Below are 13,555 nucleotides of genomic sequence, written 5' to 3'. Positions count from 1 at the left end.
TTTGAGCACGTTACGTAGTCCTCCCCGCGGTCCCCCGGGAATCCCCGGACGGTTACCTGAGGGGTACTCCGCCCGCCGCACCCCCGTCCCCGTCCCCGTCCGCCCTGCTCCTCCCCCCACCGCTCCGTCTCCGAGGTAGCCGAATTTGCGCCGTTCACTCCGGTTCACCGCACCGGCCCTGCTGATATCGGCTGCCGTCAGCGGCCTCCTCTGCCTGTGGGCCGTGTCCGACGCCCCCACCGCCGTACGGACGCCGCTCGCCTGGGGCGGCGCCGCGGCGCTCGTCGCCGCCGTCACCGCCGTCGCGCACCTCACGGCCGTCCGTGAGCAGCTCCGCGAGCGGAACGCCCGGCTCGCCGCACGTATCGAGCGACTCGAAAGCGACGCCGAGCAGGCCGCCGAGGACGTACGGCACGCCGTCGCCGACGCGCGGCGCGGCGCCGACGCCGTCTCCCGCAGCGAGTCCCACCGCGCCGCCGCCCTCTCCGCCTGCGCCAACGCCGCCGGGCGGATGCAGGCGCTCGCGACGGGCATGCTCGCTGACCTGCGCCAGATGGAGCACCGTCACACCGACGAGGACGTCCTCGGCGATCTGCTCCACCTCGACCACCGCACCGCGCAGGCGGGCCGGCTCGCCGACTCCCTCGCCGTGCTGACCGGCGCGCGCTCCGGGCGGCGTTGGGCGAAGCCGATCGTGATGGAGTCCATCCTGCGCGGCGCGATGGGCCGGATCAGCGGCTACCAGCGGGTACGGCTGCACTCGACGAGCCAGGTCGCGATCGCCGGGCACGCCGCCGAGGGCGTCATGCACGCGCTCGCCGAACTCCTCGACAACGCGGCCAACTTCTCGCCGCCGACCGCCGAGGTCCATGTGTACGTGGAGGAGGTGCCGGCCGGGATCGTCATCACCGTCGAGGACAGCGGCCTGGTGATGAGCGACGTCCAGTTGCGCCGCGCCGAACAGGCCGTCACGGCGGTCCCGTCGGACCTCAGCGGGCTGTCGGGCACCCGGCTCGGGCTGGCGGTGGTCGGCCGGCTGGCGCGCAAGCACGGGCTGACGGTCTCGTTCCGGCCGTCGGCGCGGGGTGGTACGGGCGCGCTGATGATGCTGCCCCAGGATCTGATCACGCAGTTGCGCCCGGGAGCCCCGGCGGCACCGGCGGCACCGAGGCCAACGACGGCATCGGCATCGGCGGCACCGGATCAGGCGCCCCCGCCGAGGGAGGAGCCGACGACAGCGGGCCCGGCGGCTGCCCCGGCGCCGGACGCGCCGCCGCCCGCCGCCCCTGCCCCTGCCCCCGAACCGGCCCCCGAACCCGCCGCGAAGCCCACCCCGGCCCCCGCGCCCGCCCCCGAACCGGACCCGGAGCTGGGCGAGAGCGGGCTGCCCAAGCGGCGCCGGGGCCGTACCCTCGCCGCCTCCATGCGCCGTACCGGCGAGGGCGCGTCCGCCGCGTCCCCCGCACCCACGACACCCGCCACGAGCCCGGCCGTCCAGGCGGCCCGGTTCAGCAGCTTCCGCAAGGCCGTACGGGACAACCCGCAACGCCCGGCCACGACCACGCACCCGGATCCGGAAGGCGATTCCCGATGAACGGCACCCCCACCGACGAGAAGCTCAACTGGCTGCTGGAGAACCTGCTCCAGCGCACCCCCGGCACCCGCCACGCGCTGGTCCTCTCCCGGGACGGCCTCAGGCTGTGCCGTACGCCCGAACTCTCCGTCGACCAGGCCGACCAGCTCGCCGCCATCGCGGCCGGCATCCAGAGCCTGTCGCACGGCGCGTCCGTCGAGTTCGGCAACGGGCAGGGCGGCGTACGGTCCGCCATGGCCGAGTTCTACGGCGGCCTCCTGCTGATCGTGGAGGCCGGTGAGGGCGCCCATCTCGCGGTCGTCGCCGCCGAGGACTCCGATGTCGGCCTGGTCGGGCACAACATGAGCGAACTCGTCGAGCAGCTCGGTGAACACCTCAGCACACCCCCGCGGTCGGCGTCCTCGTCCCCGACCCCGAGTACCACGGGCACGGGCGCCACGGGCTCCGTATGAGCGGCTCGGGTCCCGGCGGACCCTCCGGGCGCCCGGGGCGCCCCGGCCGGGACGAATCCCCCGACCGGCTGTACACCCTCACCGGAGGGCGCAGCCGGTCGGACTCGGACATGTTCGACCTGGTGACACTCGTGGTCGCGGAGTCCGATCCGACCCCGGGCATGCAGTCGGAACACGTCACGATCCTGCGCATGTGCCAGACCCCGACGGCCGTCGTGGAGATCGCCGCCCAGCTCCAACTGCCGGGCAGCATCGTCCGGATCATGCTCGCCGACCTGCTCGACACGGGCCGGATCAGCGCTCGTCATCCCCGTACGGATCGCTCGGCCGGCCGGCTGCCCGATCCCCACATCCTGGAGCAGGTGCTCGTTGGACTCCGCAACCTTTGAACGGCCCACCGGCTCTTCGCCGGGCGGTCCGTCCCTCGCCAGTACCGCCGACAACGGTCTGAAGATCGTCGTCGTCGGTGGTTTCGGCGTCGGGAAGACCACCATGGTCCGTTCCGTCAGTGAGATCCGTCCCCTCAACACCGAGGAGACGATGACCCGCGCGGGCGAGGGGATCGACGAACTCGCCGACCTCGACGGGCTGCGCCGGAAGACCTCGACCACGGTCGCGTTCGACTTCGGCCGGATATCCCTCGACAAGCGGTCGGTGCTCTATCTGTTCGGCGCCCCCGGGCAGGAACGTTTCTGGTACCTCTGGGACCGGCTCTTCTCCGGAACGCTCGGCGCGGTGGTCCTCGTCGACACCCGCCGGCTCGCGGACTCCTGGTACGCGATCGACCGCCTGGAGCACCACGGCACGCCGTTCATCGTGGCGTGCAACGACTTCGGCGGGCCGCTCCACACGGAGGAGCAGATCCGCGAGGCGCTGGACATCGCGTCGGACGTGCCGATGGTGGAGTGCGACGCGCGGGACCGTTCGTCCAGCAAGTACGTGCTGATCACGCTCGTGGAGCACCTGCACACCCTGTCCGCCCTGGCCGAGAAGAACGCCGCGGACACGATCGACCCGTCCTCGGAGGGCATGCAGTGACGACACCGGACCAGGACACCGGCAGCGACGGGACCGGAGCCGGCCGGGCCGCGTGCGGCGGGTTCAGGAACGGGGCCGTCCCCCTCGGCAGCCCCCGCCACCGGACCGACCCCACCGGCCTCTACCGGGAGCTGCGGCGCGACCACGGCTCCGTCGCCCCCGTACTCCTCGAAGGGGACCTCCCGGCCTGGCTGGTCCTCGGCTACCGCGAACTGCACCAGGTCACGAACGACCCCGCGCTCTTCAGCCGCGACTCCGCCCTCTGGAACCAGTGGGACCACGTCCCCGACGACTGGCCCTTGGCACCGATGATCGGCCGCGACCACGGGTCCATCCTCTACACCGTCGGTGAACAGCACCGCCGGCGCGCCGGGATGATCAGCGAGTCGCTGGAGGCCGTCGACCCGTTCGTCCTCAAGCGGTACGCCGAGGAGTTCGCCGACGAGCTCATCGACGGCTTCTGCACCGAGGGCCGTACGGAGATCATCTCCCAGTACGCGAAGCTCCTCCCGGTCCGGGTGCTCGCCAGGATCTACGGCTTCCCCGACGAGCAGGGCCCCGCCATCGTCAAGGCGCTCAACGACCTGACCGACGGCAGCGCGGGCGCGCTGGCGGGCCAGCGCTTCCTCGCGGAGTCGGTGGCCACGCTGCTGCGGGAGAAGCATGTCGCGGGCGGCCAGGACGTCGTCTCCCGGATGCTCCGCAACACCCGCGGCTTCACCGACACCGATGTCACCGAGGACCTGATGGTGATGATGGTGGCGGGCCACCAGCCCACCGCCGACTGGATCGGCAACTCGCTGCGGCTGATGCTCACCGACGACCGCTTCGCCGCCTCGCTCTCCGGCGGCCGGCACAGCGTCGCCGAGGCCATGAACGAGGTCCTCTGGGAGGACGCCCCCACCCAGAACGTCGCGGGCCGCTGGGCCACCCGCGACACCAGCCTCGGCAATCGCCACATCAAGGCCGGCGACATGCTCATCCTGGGCATCGCGGGCGCCAACTACGACCCCCAGGTCCGTACGGACAGCTCGACGCTCACCGGCGGCAACAACGCCTACTTCTCCTTCGGGCACGGCGAGCACCGCTGCCCGTTCCCGGCGCAGGAGATCGCGGAGGTCGTGGCCCGCGCGGGCATCGAGGTGCTGCTCGACCGGCTGCCCGACATCGACCTCGCCGTCACCGCCGAGTCGCTGACCTGGCGCCAGTCGCCCTGGCAGCGGGGGCTCGCGGAACTCCCGGTGCTCTTCACCCCCACCCCGGTGTACGGCCCGGCGTACTGACCCCCTGCCCCGTACTGACCCCTGACCCGTACTGACCCCCTGACCCGTTCGGCTGCTGACGAATCGCTCACGGAGGCACGGTATGAACTGTCCCCACGCACACCGGACCGGTCCCGCCCCGGTCGTGCTGGATCCGCTCGTCACCGACCTGAACGCCGAGAGCGCCGCGCTCCGGGCGGCCGGCCCACTGGCCCGCGTCGTGCTGCCCGGCGGGGTGCCCTGTTACGCGGTGACGCACCACGCCGAGGCGCGCCGGCTCCTCACGGATGCCCGGCTGGTCAAGGACATCGACGTCTGGAGCGCGTGGCAGCGCGGCGAGATCCCGCTGGACTGGCCGCTGATCGGGCTCGCCAACCCCGGCCGTTCCCTGCTGACCGTGGACGGGGCGGACCACCGCCGGCTGCGGGCGCTGGTCGCGCAGGCGCTGACCGTACGCAGGGTGGAGCGGCTGCGCGCCCGTATCGGGGAGCTGACGTCCGCCCTGCTGGACGGCCTCGCCGAGCAGCCGCGGGGACCGGTCGACCTGAAGGCGGAGTTCGCGTACCGCCTGCCCATGAGCGTCATCAGCGAGCTGATGGGCGTCGACCCCGCGGACCATCCCCGGCTGAAGGAGCTGTACGAGAAGTTCTTCTCGACGCAGACTCCGCCGGAGGAGGTGCCGCGGATGATGGCGGACCTCGGGGAGCTGTTCGCCCGGGTCGTCGAGACCAGGCGCGGGGCGCCGGGCGACGATCTGACCAGCGCGCTGATCGCCGCGTCGGAGGACGGCGACCGGCTGACGGCGGACGAGATCCGCAACACCCTGATGGTGATGGTCGCGGCGGGCCACGAGACGACGATCACCCTGATCGTCAACGCCGTGGTGGCCCTGGAGACCCACCCGGAACAGCGCGCGCTCGTGCTGGCGGGCACGATCCCGTGGGAGAACGTGATCGAGGAGACCCTGCGCTGGTCGTCCCCCACCTCGCACGTCCTCTTCCGGTTCGCGACGGAGGACATCTCCGTCGGGGACACCGTCCTCCCTGCGGGTGAAGCGCTGATCGTGTCGTACGGGGCGATCGGCCGCGACCAACAGCAGCACGGCCCGGCGGCCGGCGGCTTCGACGCGACCCGCACCCCCAACCGCCACATCTCCTTCGGCCACGGCCCGCACGTCTGTCCGGGCGCGGCCCTCTCCCGGCTGGAGGCGGCCGTGGCCCTGCCCGCGCTGTACGCCCGCTTCCCCGGCCTGCGCCTGGCGGTACCGGCGACGGAGCTCCGCAACAAGCCCGTGGTCACCCAGAACGATCTGTTCGACCTCCCCGTCCACCTGACGGGGGCGTGAGCGAGGAGCGAGGAGTACCGGCAGGGGCCTGAGCGGGGTGTGAGCAGAGGTGTACGCGGGGGTGTGCGCAGGGGTGTGAGCGGGGTGTCTCATCCGACGGACACGTTTCCGTCCCGTTTCGGGAACGGCTAGGCTCCGGCCCGTGGCCGATATCCAGATTCCCGCTGACATCAAGCCCGCCGACGGCCGTTTCGGCGCAGGCCCCTCCAAGGTGCGGACGGAGGCGGTGGACGCGCTGGCCGCCACCGGTACCTCTCTCCTCGGCACGTCCCACCGGCAGGCCCCGGTGAAGAACCTGGTCGGCTCCGTACGCTCCGGAGTGAGCAGCCTCTTCTCGCTGCCCGAGGGGTACGAGGTCATCCTGGGCAACGGCGGCTCCACCGCCTTCTGGGACGTCGCGACGCACGGACTGATCGACAACAAGTCGCAGCACCTCTCCTTCGGTGAGTTCTCCTCCAAGTTCGCCAAGGCGGCCAAGCTCGCGCCGTGGCTGGCCGACCCGACCGTCATCTCCGCCGACCCCGGCTCGCACCCGGACCCGGTGGCCGAGGCGGGCGTGGACGCCTACGCGTTCACCCACAACGAGACCTCCACGGGTGTCGCGGCGCCCGTCAAGCGGGTCGCGGGCGCCGACGAGGGATCGCTGGTCCTGGTCGACGCGACGTCCGGCGCGGGCGGTCTGCCGGTCGACATCACCGAGACGGACGTCTACTACTTCGCCCCGCAGAAGTCCTTCGCCGCCGACGGCGGCCTGTGGATCGCCGTCTTCTCGCCGGCCGCCCTGGAGCGCGCCGCCCGTATCCACGGCTCGGGCCGTCACGTCCCGGAGTTCTTCTCGCTGCCGACGGCGATCGACAACTCGCTGAAGAACCAGACGTACAACACCCCGGCGCTCGCCACGCTCTTCCTGCTCAACGAGCAGCTCACCTGGCTCAACTCCCAGGGCGGCCTGGACTGGGCGGTCGGCCGCACGGCCGCCTCCTCCCAGAACCTGTACGGGTGGGCCGAGGCGTCCAAGTACGCGACGCCGTTCGTGACCGACCCGGCGAAGCGCTCGCAGGTCATCGGCACGATCGACTTCGACGACGCGATCGACGCGACCGCTGTGGCGAAGGCGCTGCGCGCCAACGGCATCGTCGACACCGAGCCGTACCGCAAGCTCGGCCGCAACCAGCTCCGCGTGGCGATGTTCCCGGCGATCGACCCGGCGGACGTCGAGGCCCTGACGACCTGCATCGACTACGTCATCGAGCGTCTCTGACACCATCGCGGCCGCTCCGGCGGCTCTCGTGGTCCGTACGGGCCCCGGCGCTTGTGGACGCTGTCCTGTGCGCGCCGGGGCCCGTCGCTCATTTCCCGAGCCCCTGGAACCTCCTCACCGCGAGGGGGACGAATATCGCCGTCAGCACCAGCGGCCAGGCCACCGACAGGAACATCGCGTGCTCCTCCGGCCAGGAGCCCCCGCTCGCCACCGGGTTGCCGAACAGCTCGCGCGTCGCCGTGACCGTCGCCGACACCGGGTTCCAGACGGCCACCGCGCCCAGCCAGTCCGGCATCAGCGAGGGCGCCACGAAGATGCTGGATATCGTGGTGACCGGGAAGGCGACGGCGAAGAGATTGCCGGCCTGCTCGGGGCCGGGGACCAGCAGTCCCAGCCAGACCCCCACCCAGATCAGCGCGAAGCGCAGGAGCAGCAGCAGCCCGAACGCCGCCAGCGTGTTCAGCACGCCGCCGCTCGAACGCCAGCCGATCACGAGCGCGGTGGCGGCCAGGATCGTCAGCTCGGCGCACGCGGTGATCAGGTCGCCCACGCCCCGTCCCGTGACCACCGCTGAGGGGGCCATCGGCATCGACCGGAACCGGTCGATGACCCCTCTCGTACGCTCCGTGGCCACGATGGCCGCCGTGTTCATGAAGCCGAAGGCCATGGTCATGGCGAACATCCCCGGCATCAGGAACTGCCGGTAGTCCCCGCCGCCGGGCACCCGCATCGCGCTGCCGAAGACATACCCGTACAGCAGCACGGAGATGATCGGGAACCCCAACTGCCAGGCGATGGCGGAGGGTTGGTGCTGGAAGTGGGTGAGGTAGCGCCGTACGACCGTCCAGCAGTCGACCACCGCCCAGTACGCCCGGCCGCGATCGGCCCCGTACGCATCATCCGCCACGTCGGCGGTCCTGTCCTTCAGGGTGGCGCTCATGCCGCCGCCATCTCCTTTCCCGTCAACTGGAGGAAGACGTCGTCCAGGCTCGGCCTCCGCAGCCCGATGTCCTCCACCGCGATCCCCTCGTCCTGAAGCGTCCGCGCCACCTCTGTCAGCGCCGCGACCCGGTCGCGCACCGGCGCATGCACCCGCCGCTTCTCGTCGTCCGTCTCCACCCGCGCGTCACCTCCCGCGCCCCGGGCCACCGCCCGCACCGCCGCCGGTATGTCGCCGGCCTCCCTGACCACGACCTCGATCCGGTCGCCCCCGACGGTGTTCTTCAGCTCGGCCGGGGTGTCGTCCGCGATCGCCCGGCCCTGGTCGATGACCGTGATCCGGGAGGCCAGCCTGTCCGCCTCCTCCAGATACTGCGTGGTCAGCAGCACGGTCGTGCCGTCCGCCACCAGCGCGCGCAGCGCCGCCCAGACCTCTCCCCGCCCGCGCGGGTCGAGCCCCGTCGTCGGCTCGTCCAGGAAGAGGACCTGCGGGGCGAGGATCATCGACGCGGCCAGATCGAGGCGCCGCCGCATCCCGCCGCTGTATCCGCCGACGCTCTGGTCCGCCGCGTCCGCCAGGTCGAACCGCTCCAGCAGCTCACCTGCGCGCAGCGCAGCGCGTCTCCCGCCGAGATGGAAGAGCCGGCCGAACAGCTCCAGATTCTGCCGCCCGGTCAGAATCTCGTCGACCGCCGCGTACTGCCCCGCCAGCCCGATCCGGCTACGGACCGCTCGCGGGTCGCGCGCCACATCGACGCCCGCCACCTCCGCCCGTCCGCCGTCGAACCGCAGCAGGGTCGTCAGGGCCCGGACCGCCGTCGTCTTCCCCGCCCCGTTGGGCCCGAGCAGCCCGTGCACCGTCCCCCGCCGCACCGCGAGATCGAAGCCGTCGAGCGCCCGCTTCTCCCCGTACCGCTTCTGAATGTCCTCCGCCAGAACCGCGTGTTCGCCCACAGCCACCACAGCCCCCCTCTTGTCACCGGTCTCCCGACCGAACTGAGTACAGCGTACCCACAAAAGAGTACGCCGTACCCATTTTTTTCGGGAGGCATTAAACTGACCCCATGACCTCGACCGAAGAGAGCGGCAGCGGCAATCCGGCACGCAGTCTCGAACTCCTCTGGGACACGGGCGAGCGCCCCAGCCGAGGACCCAAACCCGGCCTCACGCTGGGCCGGATCGTCACGACCGCCGTCGCGCTCGCCGACGCCGAGGGCCTCGACGCGGTGTCCATGCGCCGCCTCTCGACCGAGCTGGGCACGGGCACGATGTCGCTCTACCGCTACATCCCGGGCAAGACGGAGCTGCTCGACCTGATGCTCAACCACGTCCAGGGCGAGACGGAGGATCCGCCCGGCGGCATCGACACAGGCTGGCGCGCGGCCGTCGAGGCGACGGCGCGCGCGACCCTCGCCCTGCACCGGCGTCACCCCTGGCTGCTCTCGGTCAACCAGGCCAGGCCCGTCCTCGGACCCAACGCGGTCAGGGGACTGGAGAAGACCCTGTCCCGCCTTCAGGACATGGGGCTGAGCGACCCCGAGCGGGTCTCGGTGATCATCATGGTCGAGGGCTATGTGATCGGCACGGCGCGTACGCAGGTGCACGCCATAGAGGCCGAGAAGATGAGCGGCACCACGGACGAGGAGTTCTGGAAGGCCCAGGAGCCCTTCCTGTCCAGGGCCATGACCAGCGGCGTGTACCCGGTCATGGCCGGGCTCTCCGAGGAGTCGTTCGGCTCCGACTTCGACCACTTCGAATTCGGGCTCCAGCGGCTGCTGGACGGCCTGGAGGTCCTGGTGGAGCAGCGCACGGCACGGCAGCAGGCGCGGCCACCGGCGCAACCACAGCCGCAACCGCAGTCATCGGACGCCGTCGAGCGGCGCCCGTAACGTCTGCGTCCCTGTCGCCTCAGCCCTTGCGCCGCAGCCGCTTGTAGCCGAGGTACAGAACCGCACCGGCCGCGAGGACGATCGCCCCGAACGTGGCGTTCCCCGTCTTCTCGGAGGCGGTACTCCCCGTACCGCCGCCACCGGATGAGGAACTTCCGCCTCCGGAGGACGCGTTGTCGCCGGATCCCTTGTCCAGGTCCACCCGTACGACATCGCTCCGGCTGCCCTCCGAGCCGAACATCAGCGCGCTGCCGTCGGTCGTGTACGTCACCGACTCCGCCTGCCGCTGGATGGGCGCCCGTACGCGGTGGTCAGCACCGAGCCGGCCGTTCTTCCAGGCGTAGGCGCGGGCACTGAAGTACGAGCGGAGCGTCAACTCCTCGCCGTCCGGGGAGAACGCCCCGTCCGTCACCCACGGCACCTCGCCGATCCGCCGGAAGGTGTTCGTACCGGACGAGGACAGCTCCGCCGGGCCCTCGTACAGCCCGCCGCCGTCCTCGTTCTTCGACGCGATGTAGACGCGCCCCGTCTGGGGATGGACCATCATCGCCTCGGCGTCACGCGCCCCGTCGGCGTACTTCACGGTGAACTGCGTGGCCCGCACCGTCGCGTCCTTGAGCTGCTTCGGCTCGGGGAAACGGTAGATCCAGACGTGGTCCCAGGTGCCGTTGAGGTTGTCGCCGATGTCACCGACGTAGACGTTCCCGTCGGACCCGAGGGAAATGGCCTCCACGTCCCGGGGCTTGCCGACGCCCCGCATGGTGATCGTCGCGACGGTCTCGCCGGTACGGGAGTCCACGGCGTACACCTGTGGTCCGTCATCGCTGTCGTTGTGCGTCCAGTACACGCCGGGGTGCAGACGGCTGGCGGCCAGTCCGCTGGACTCGGTGATCCGGTCGTCCTTGATCGTGAAGCTCTGATCGGGCTTCCCGTCGTCGGCCACGGCGGCCGTGGCCGATCCGAAAACGAGCAGCACGAACGCGGAGGCGGAGGCGAACACGGCCGGCAGTGCGGCGACAGCTCCGGAACGGCGGCCAGGGCCACGCGAGGGAAAACGCATTCCCCCAGCCTGCCACCCCGCGTAGCGTGGCGTGCCATGACCTCCGTCCCCGCCGCCTCCCCCGTCCACCCGCCCGTCGAGCCCTACGACCACGGCCTGCTCGACGTCGGCGACGGCAACCGCGTGCACTGGGAGGTCAGCGGCAACCCCCGGGGCAAGCCCGCGCTCGTCGTCCACGGCGGCCCCGGGTCGGGCTGCACCCCGTACGCCCGGCGGCACTTCGATCCCGAGCGCTACCGCGTCGTCCTGTTCGACCAGCGCAACTGCGGGCGCAGCACCCCGCACGCGAGCGATCCCGCCGCCGACATGCGCCACAACACCACCGACCATCTCATCGCCGACATGGAACGGCTGCGGAACCATCTCGGGATCGAACGCTGGCTGCTGTACGGCGGTTCCTGGGGGTCCACACTGATCCTCGCGTACGCGGAACGGCACCCCGAGCGCGTCTCCGAGATCGTCCTCTCCGGTGTCACGACCACCCGGCGCTCGGAGACCGCCTGGCTGTACGGGGGCGCCGGCCGGCTCTTCCCCGAGCAGTGGGACCGCTTCCGCGACGGCGCCCGGCAGGAGAGGACCGACGAACGGGCCGCTGTCCCCGAAGGGCTGGACCACCGTACGGCCGCCGCCCTTCCCCTCGTCGCCGCCTACGCCCGTCTGATGGAGAGCCCCGACCCCGCCGTACGGGAGCGGGCCGTCATCGACTGGTGCGCCTGGGAGGACGCCGTACTCTCCCAGGAACCCCACGGCTCCCCCACCCCGTACGCCGATCGGCCGCCGCTCCAGCGACAGGCGTTCGTCCGGATCTGCGCCCACTACTTCGCCCACGGCGCCTGGCTGGAGGAGGGCGCCCTGCTGCGCGACGCGGGACGGCTGGCCGGCATCCCCGGCGTCCTCGTCCACGGGCGGCACGACCTGGCCGGGCCCCTCGGCACCGCCTGGGAGCTGGCGCGGGCCTGGCCGGACGCGCGGCTGGTGGTGATCGACGACGCGGGCCACAAGGGGAGCGAAGCCCAGCGCGGCGAAGTGCGGGCCGCGCTCGACGCGTTCGCGGACTGACCCATCGACAGACGGGCCGATCCGCCGCCCGCTACCTCACAAGGACCTCAGACGGACCTGACGGACCTCACGAGGGGGTTCCGCCCGCGAACACCACCTGGGCCCCGAGGTCGCACCAGACCGTGGACGTACCGCCCGAGGCGGCCCGGTTGCCGAAGTGCCGGTAGACGAGATCGCCCTTCTTGCAGTCGACGACGCCCGTGAAGGTGGACCCCTGGCAGGTGATGGCCGCGCCCTTGTGCCCCCCGCTTCCGGTCAGAAGCCGGTGGCTACAGGAGAGCGCGGCCCGGGATTCCGGTGCGGCCGTCGCCGGTGCGGCCGTCGCCGACGCCGCGGCGGCCAGCAGGCCGCCCGCGCCGAGAGCGAGCGTCGCGGCGACGGCGGCGACGGTGCGTCGTGTACGAGTGATCAAAGAAACCTCCGGTGTTCCGATGCGAGGACGGACGGACATGAGGGCCCGTGCTCGGCCGCTCGGAGAGGAGGTTGATCACGAAAGGGGGCCATCATGCCCAAACCGCGAACAATGGCCCGAAAGAAGCCGATCGGCTGATTTACGGTCACTCGTAAGTGAACGGGCCACGACCCGTCGGACCGATGACAACAGGCCGCCACAAGGCGTACCCACTCTTGCCTTGAGTGCGCTCGAACGAGTTGGGTGTGGAGTCATGGAGTACACGCAGCTCGGACGCACCGGACTCAAGGTCAGCCGACTCGTCCTCGGGACGATGAACTTCGGCCCTCTCACCAACGAGGCCGACAGCCACGCCATCATGGACGCCGCGCTCGACGCGGGTATCAATTTCTTCGACACCGCCAATGTGTACGGCTGGGGCGAGAACAAGGGCCGCACCGAGGAGATCCTCGGCACCTGGTTCGCCAAGGGCGGCGACCGCCGCGACAAGGTCGTCCTCGCCACCAAGGTCTACGGGAACATGGGCGGCGACGGCGACCCCTGGCCCAACCACGACAAGCTCTCCGCCCTCAACATCCGCCGCGCGGTCGACGCGAGCCTCAAGCGGCTCCAGACCGACCACATCGACCTCTACCAGTTCCACCACATCGACCGCTCCACCCCGGTCGAGGAGATCTGGCAGGCCATCGACACCCTGATCCAGCAGGGCAAGATCCTCTATGCGGGTTCGTCCAACTTCCCCGGCTGGAAGATCGCCCAGACCAACGAGACCGCCCGCCGCCTCGGCTCGTACGGCCTGGTCAGCGAGCAGTGCCTCTACAACCTGGTCGAGCGCCGCGCCGAGATGGAGGTCATCCCGGCCGCGCAGGAGTACGGGCTCGGGGTCATCCCGTGGTCGCCGCTCGGCGGCGGTCTGCTGGGCGGCGTGATCAAGAAGGAGGTGCAGGGCGGGCGGCGCGCCGCCGGCCGTTCCGCCGACGCCCTCGCCGACACCGCGACCCGCGCGCGGATCCAGTCGTACGAGGACCTGCTCGACAAGAACGGCATCGACCCGGGCGAGGCGGCGCTGGCCTGGCTGCTGACCCGGCCGGGGGTGACGGGCCCGATCGTCGGCCCGCGCACGCTCGACCAGCTCGAATCGGCCGTACGGGCCGTCGATGTCACGCTGTCCGAAGAGGTCCTGTCGGAGCTGGACGAGATCTTCCCCGGCCCGGGGCCTTCGCCGGAAGCCTTCGCCTGGTAGG

At 71.3% G+C, this 13,555-nt stretch carries 14 protein-coding genes; 10 read left to right on the top strand and 4 right to left on the bottom strand.

Translation table 11 applies throughout. The features are described 5' to 3' along the window. Positions 1-145 precede the first annotated feature (145 nt). From ACIBJC_RS12830 to serC, 7 genes are all read left to right on the top strand, one after another. Positions 146-1,594, top strand: coding sequence for a sensor histidine kinase (locus ACIBJC_RS12830; protein ID WP_399291413.1), 1,449 nt, complete (start codon positions 146-148; stop codon positions 1,592-1,594). After that, positions 1,591-2,046: a roadblock/LC7 domain-containing protein gene (locus tag ACIBJC_RS12825; protein WP_399291410.1), complete on the top strand. Its 456-nt coding sequence runs from the start codon at positions 1,591-1,593 to the stop codon at positions 2,044-2,046. Before ACIBJC_RS12830 ends, ACIBJC_RS12825 begins: the two co-directional genes overlap by 4 nt. Next, positions 2,043-2,435 carry a DUF742 domain-containing protein gene (locus ACIBJC_RS12820; RefSeq protein WP_329824976.1) on the top strand — a complete coding sequence of 131 codons (393 nt, stop codon included), beginning with the start codon at positions 2,043-2,045 and terminating at the stop codon, positions 2,433-2,435. The genes ACIBJC_RS12825 and ACIBJC_RS12820 overlap by 4 nt, the downstream gene beginning before the upstream one ends. After that, a complete protein-coding gene (locus ACIBJC_RS12815) occupies positions 2,416-3,084 on the top strand; it encodes a GTP-binding protein (protein WP_399291407.1) in 669 nt (222 codons plus the stop codon). Before ACIBJC_RS12820 ends, ACIBJC_RS12815 begins: the two co-directional genes overlap by 20 nt. Further along, entirely contained in the window at positions 3,081-4,367 is a 1,287-nt protein-coding gene (locus ACIBJC_RS12810; RefSeq protein WP_399291404.1) for a cytochrome P450, read from the top strand. Before ACIBJC_RS12815 ends, ACIBJC_RS12810 begins: the two co-directional genes overlap by 4 nt. An 82-nt stretch (positions 4,368-4,449) precedes the next feature. Continuing rightward, positions 4,450-5,691 (top strand): cytochrome P450, encoded by a 1,242-nt coding sequence (locus tag ACIBJC_RS12805; RefSeq protein ID WP_399291402.1) that lies wholly within the window; start codon positions 4,450-4,452, stop codon positions 5,689-5,691. A gap of 142 nt (positions 5,692-5,833) precedes the next feature. Continuing rightward, complete coding sequence (serC, locus tag ACIBJC_RS12800) at positions 5,834-6,952, top strand: phosphoserine transaminase (protein ID WP_399291399.1); 1,119 nt, start codon at positions 5,834-5,836, stop codon at positions 6,950-6,952. Between the two features lie 88 nt (positions 6,953-7,040). Here the strand turns inward: serC and ACIBJC_RS12795 are convergent, their stop codons facing one another. Together ACIBJC_RS12795 and ACIBJC_RS12790 are read right to left on the bottom strand one after the other, a co-directional pair. Then, entirely contained in the window at positions 7,041-7,892 is an 852-nt protein-coding gene (locus tag ACIBJC_RS12795; RefSeq protein WP_399291396.1) for an ABC transporter permease, read from the bottom strand. Beyond that, positions 7,889-8,845 (bottom strand): ATP-binding cassette domain-containing protein, encoded by a 957-nt coding sequence (locus ACIBJC_RS12790; protein ID WP_399292313.1) that lies wholly within the window; start codon positions 8,843-8,845, stop codon positions 7,889-7,891. Before ACIBJC_RS12790 ends, ACIBJC_RS12795 begins: the two co-directional genes overlap by 4 nt. A gap of 110 nt (positions 8,846-8,955) precedes the next feature. Between ACIBJC_RS12790 and ACIBJC_RS12785 the strand changes: the two genes are divergently transcribed. Beyond that, positions 8,956-9,780, top strand: coding sequence for a TetR/AcrR family transcriptional regulator (locus ACIBJC_RS12785; RefSeq protein ID WP_399291393.1), 825 nt, complete (start codon positions 8,956-8,958; stop codon positions 9,778-9,780). A 19-nt stretch (positions 9,781-9,799) separates the two neighbouring features. Here the strand turns inward: ACIBJC_RS12785 and ACIBJC_RS12780 are convergent, their stop codons facing one another. Next, positions 9,800-10,840 (bottom strand): WD40 repeat domain-containing protein, encoded by a 1,041-nt coding sequence (locus ACIBJC_RS12780; protein WP_399291391.1) that lies wholly within the window; start codon positions 10,838-10,840, stop codon positions 9,800-9,802. 36 nt (positions 10,841-10,876) lie between these two features. Here ACIBJC_RS12780 and pip point away from each other — a divergent pair, with 36 nt between their 5' ends. Continuing rightward, on the top strand, positions 10,877-11,899 hold the full coding sequence (pip, locus tag ACIBJC_RS12775; protein ID WP_399291388.1) for a prolyl aminopeptidase: 1,023 nt from the start codon (positions 10,877-10,879) through the stop codon (positions 11,897-11,899). A gap of 67 nt (positions 11,900-11,966) precedes the next feature. Here pip and ACIBJC_RS12770 read toward each other — a convergent pair whose 3' ends face one another. Beyond that, a complete protein-coding gene (locus tag ACIBJC_RS12770; protein ID WP_399291386.1) occupies positions 11,967-12,311 on the bottom strand; it encodes a hypothetical protein in 345 nt (114 codons plus the stop codon). 253 nt (positions 12,312-12,564) lie between these two features. On the opposite strand from ACIBJC_RS12770, the gene ACIBJC_RS12765 reads away from it, so the two are divergent. Then, positions 12,565-13,554 (top strand): aldo/keto reductase, encoded by a 990-nt coding sequence (locus tag ACIBJC_RS12765; RefSeq protein ID WP_399291383.1) that lies wholly within the window; start codon positions 12,565-12,567, stop codon positions 13,552-13,554. Position 13,555: the final 1 nt, after the last annotated feature.

Origin of the sequence: Streptomyces sp. NPDC050509 (assembly GCF_044457965.1) — a bacterium.
In the GTDB taxonomy this organism is placed as follows: domain Bacteria; phylum Actinomycetota; class Actinomycetes; order Streptomycetales; family Streptomycetaceae; genus Streptomyces.
This window is presented reverse-complemented; position numbering and strand designations above follow the sequence as displayed.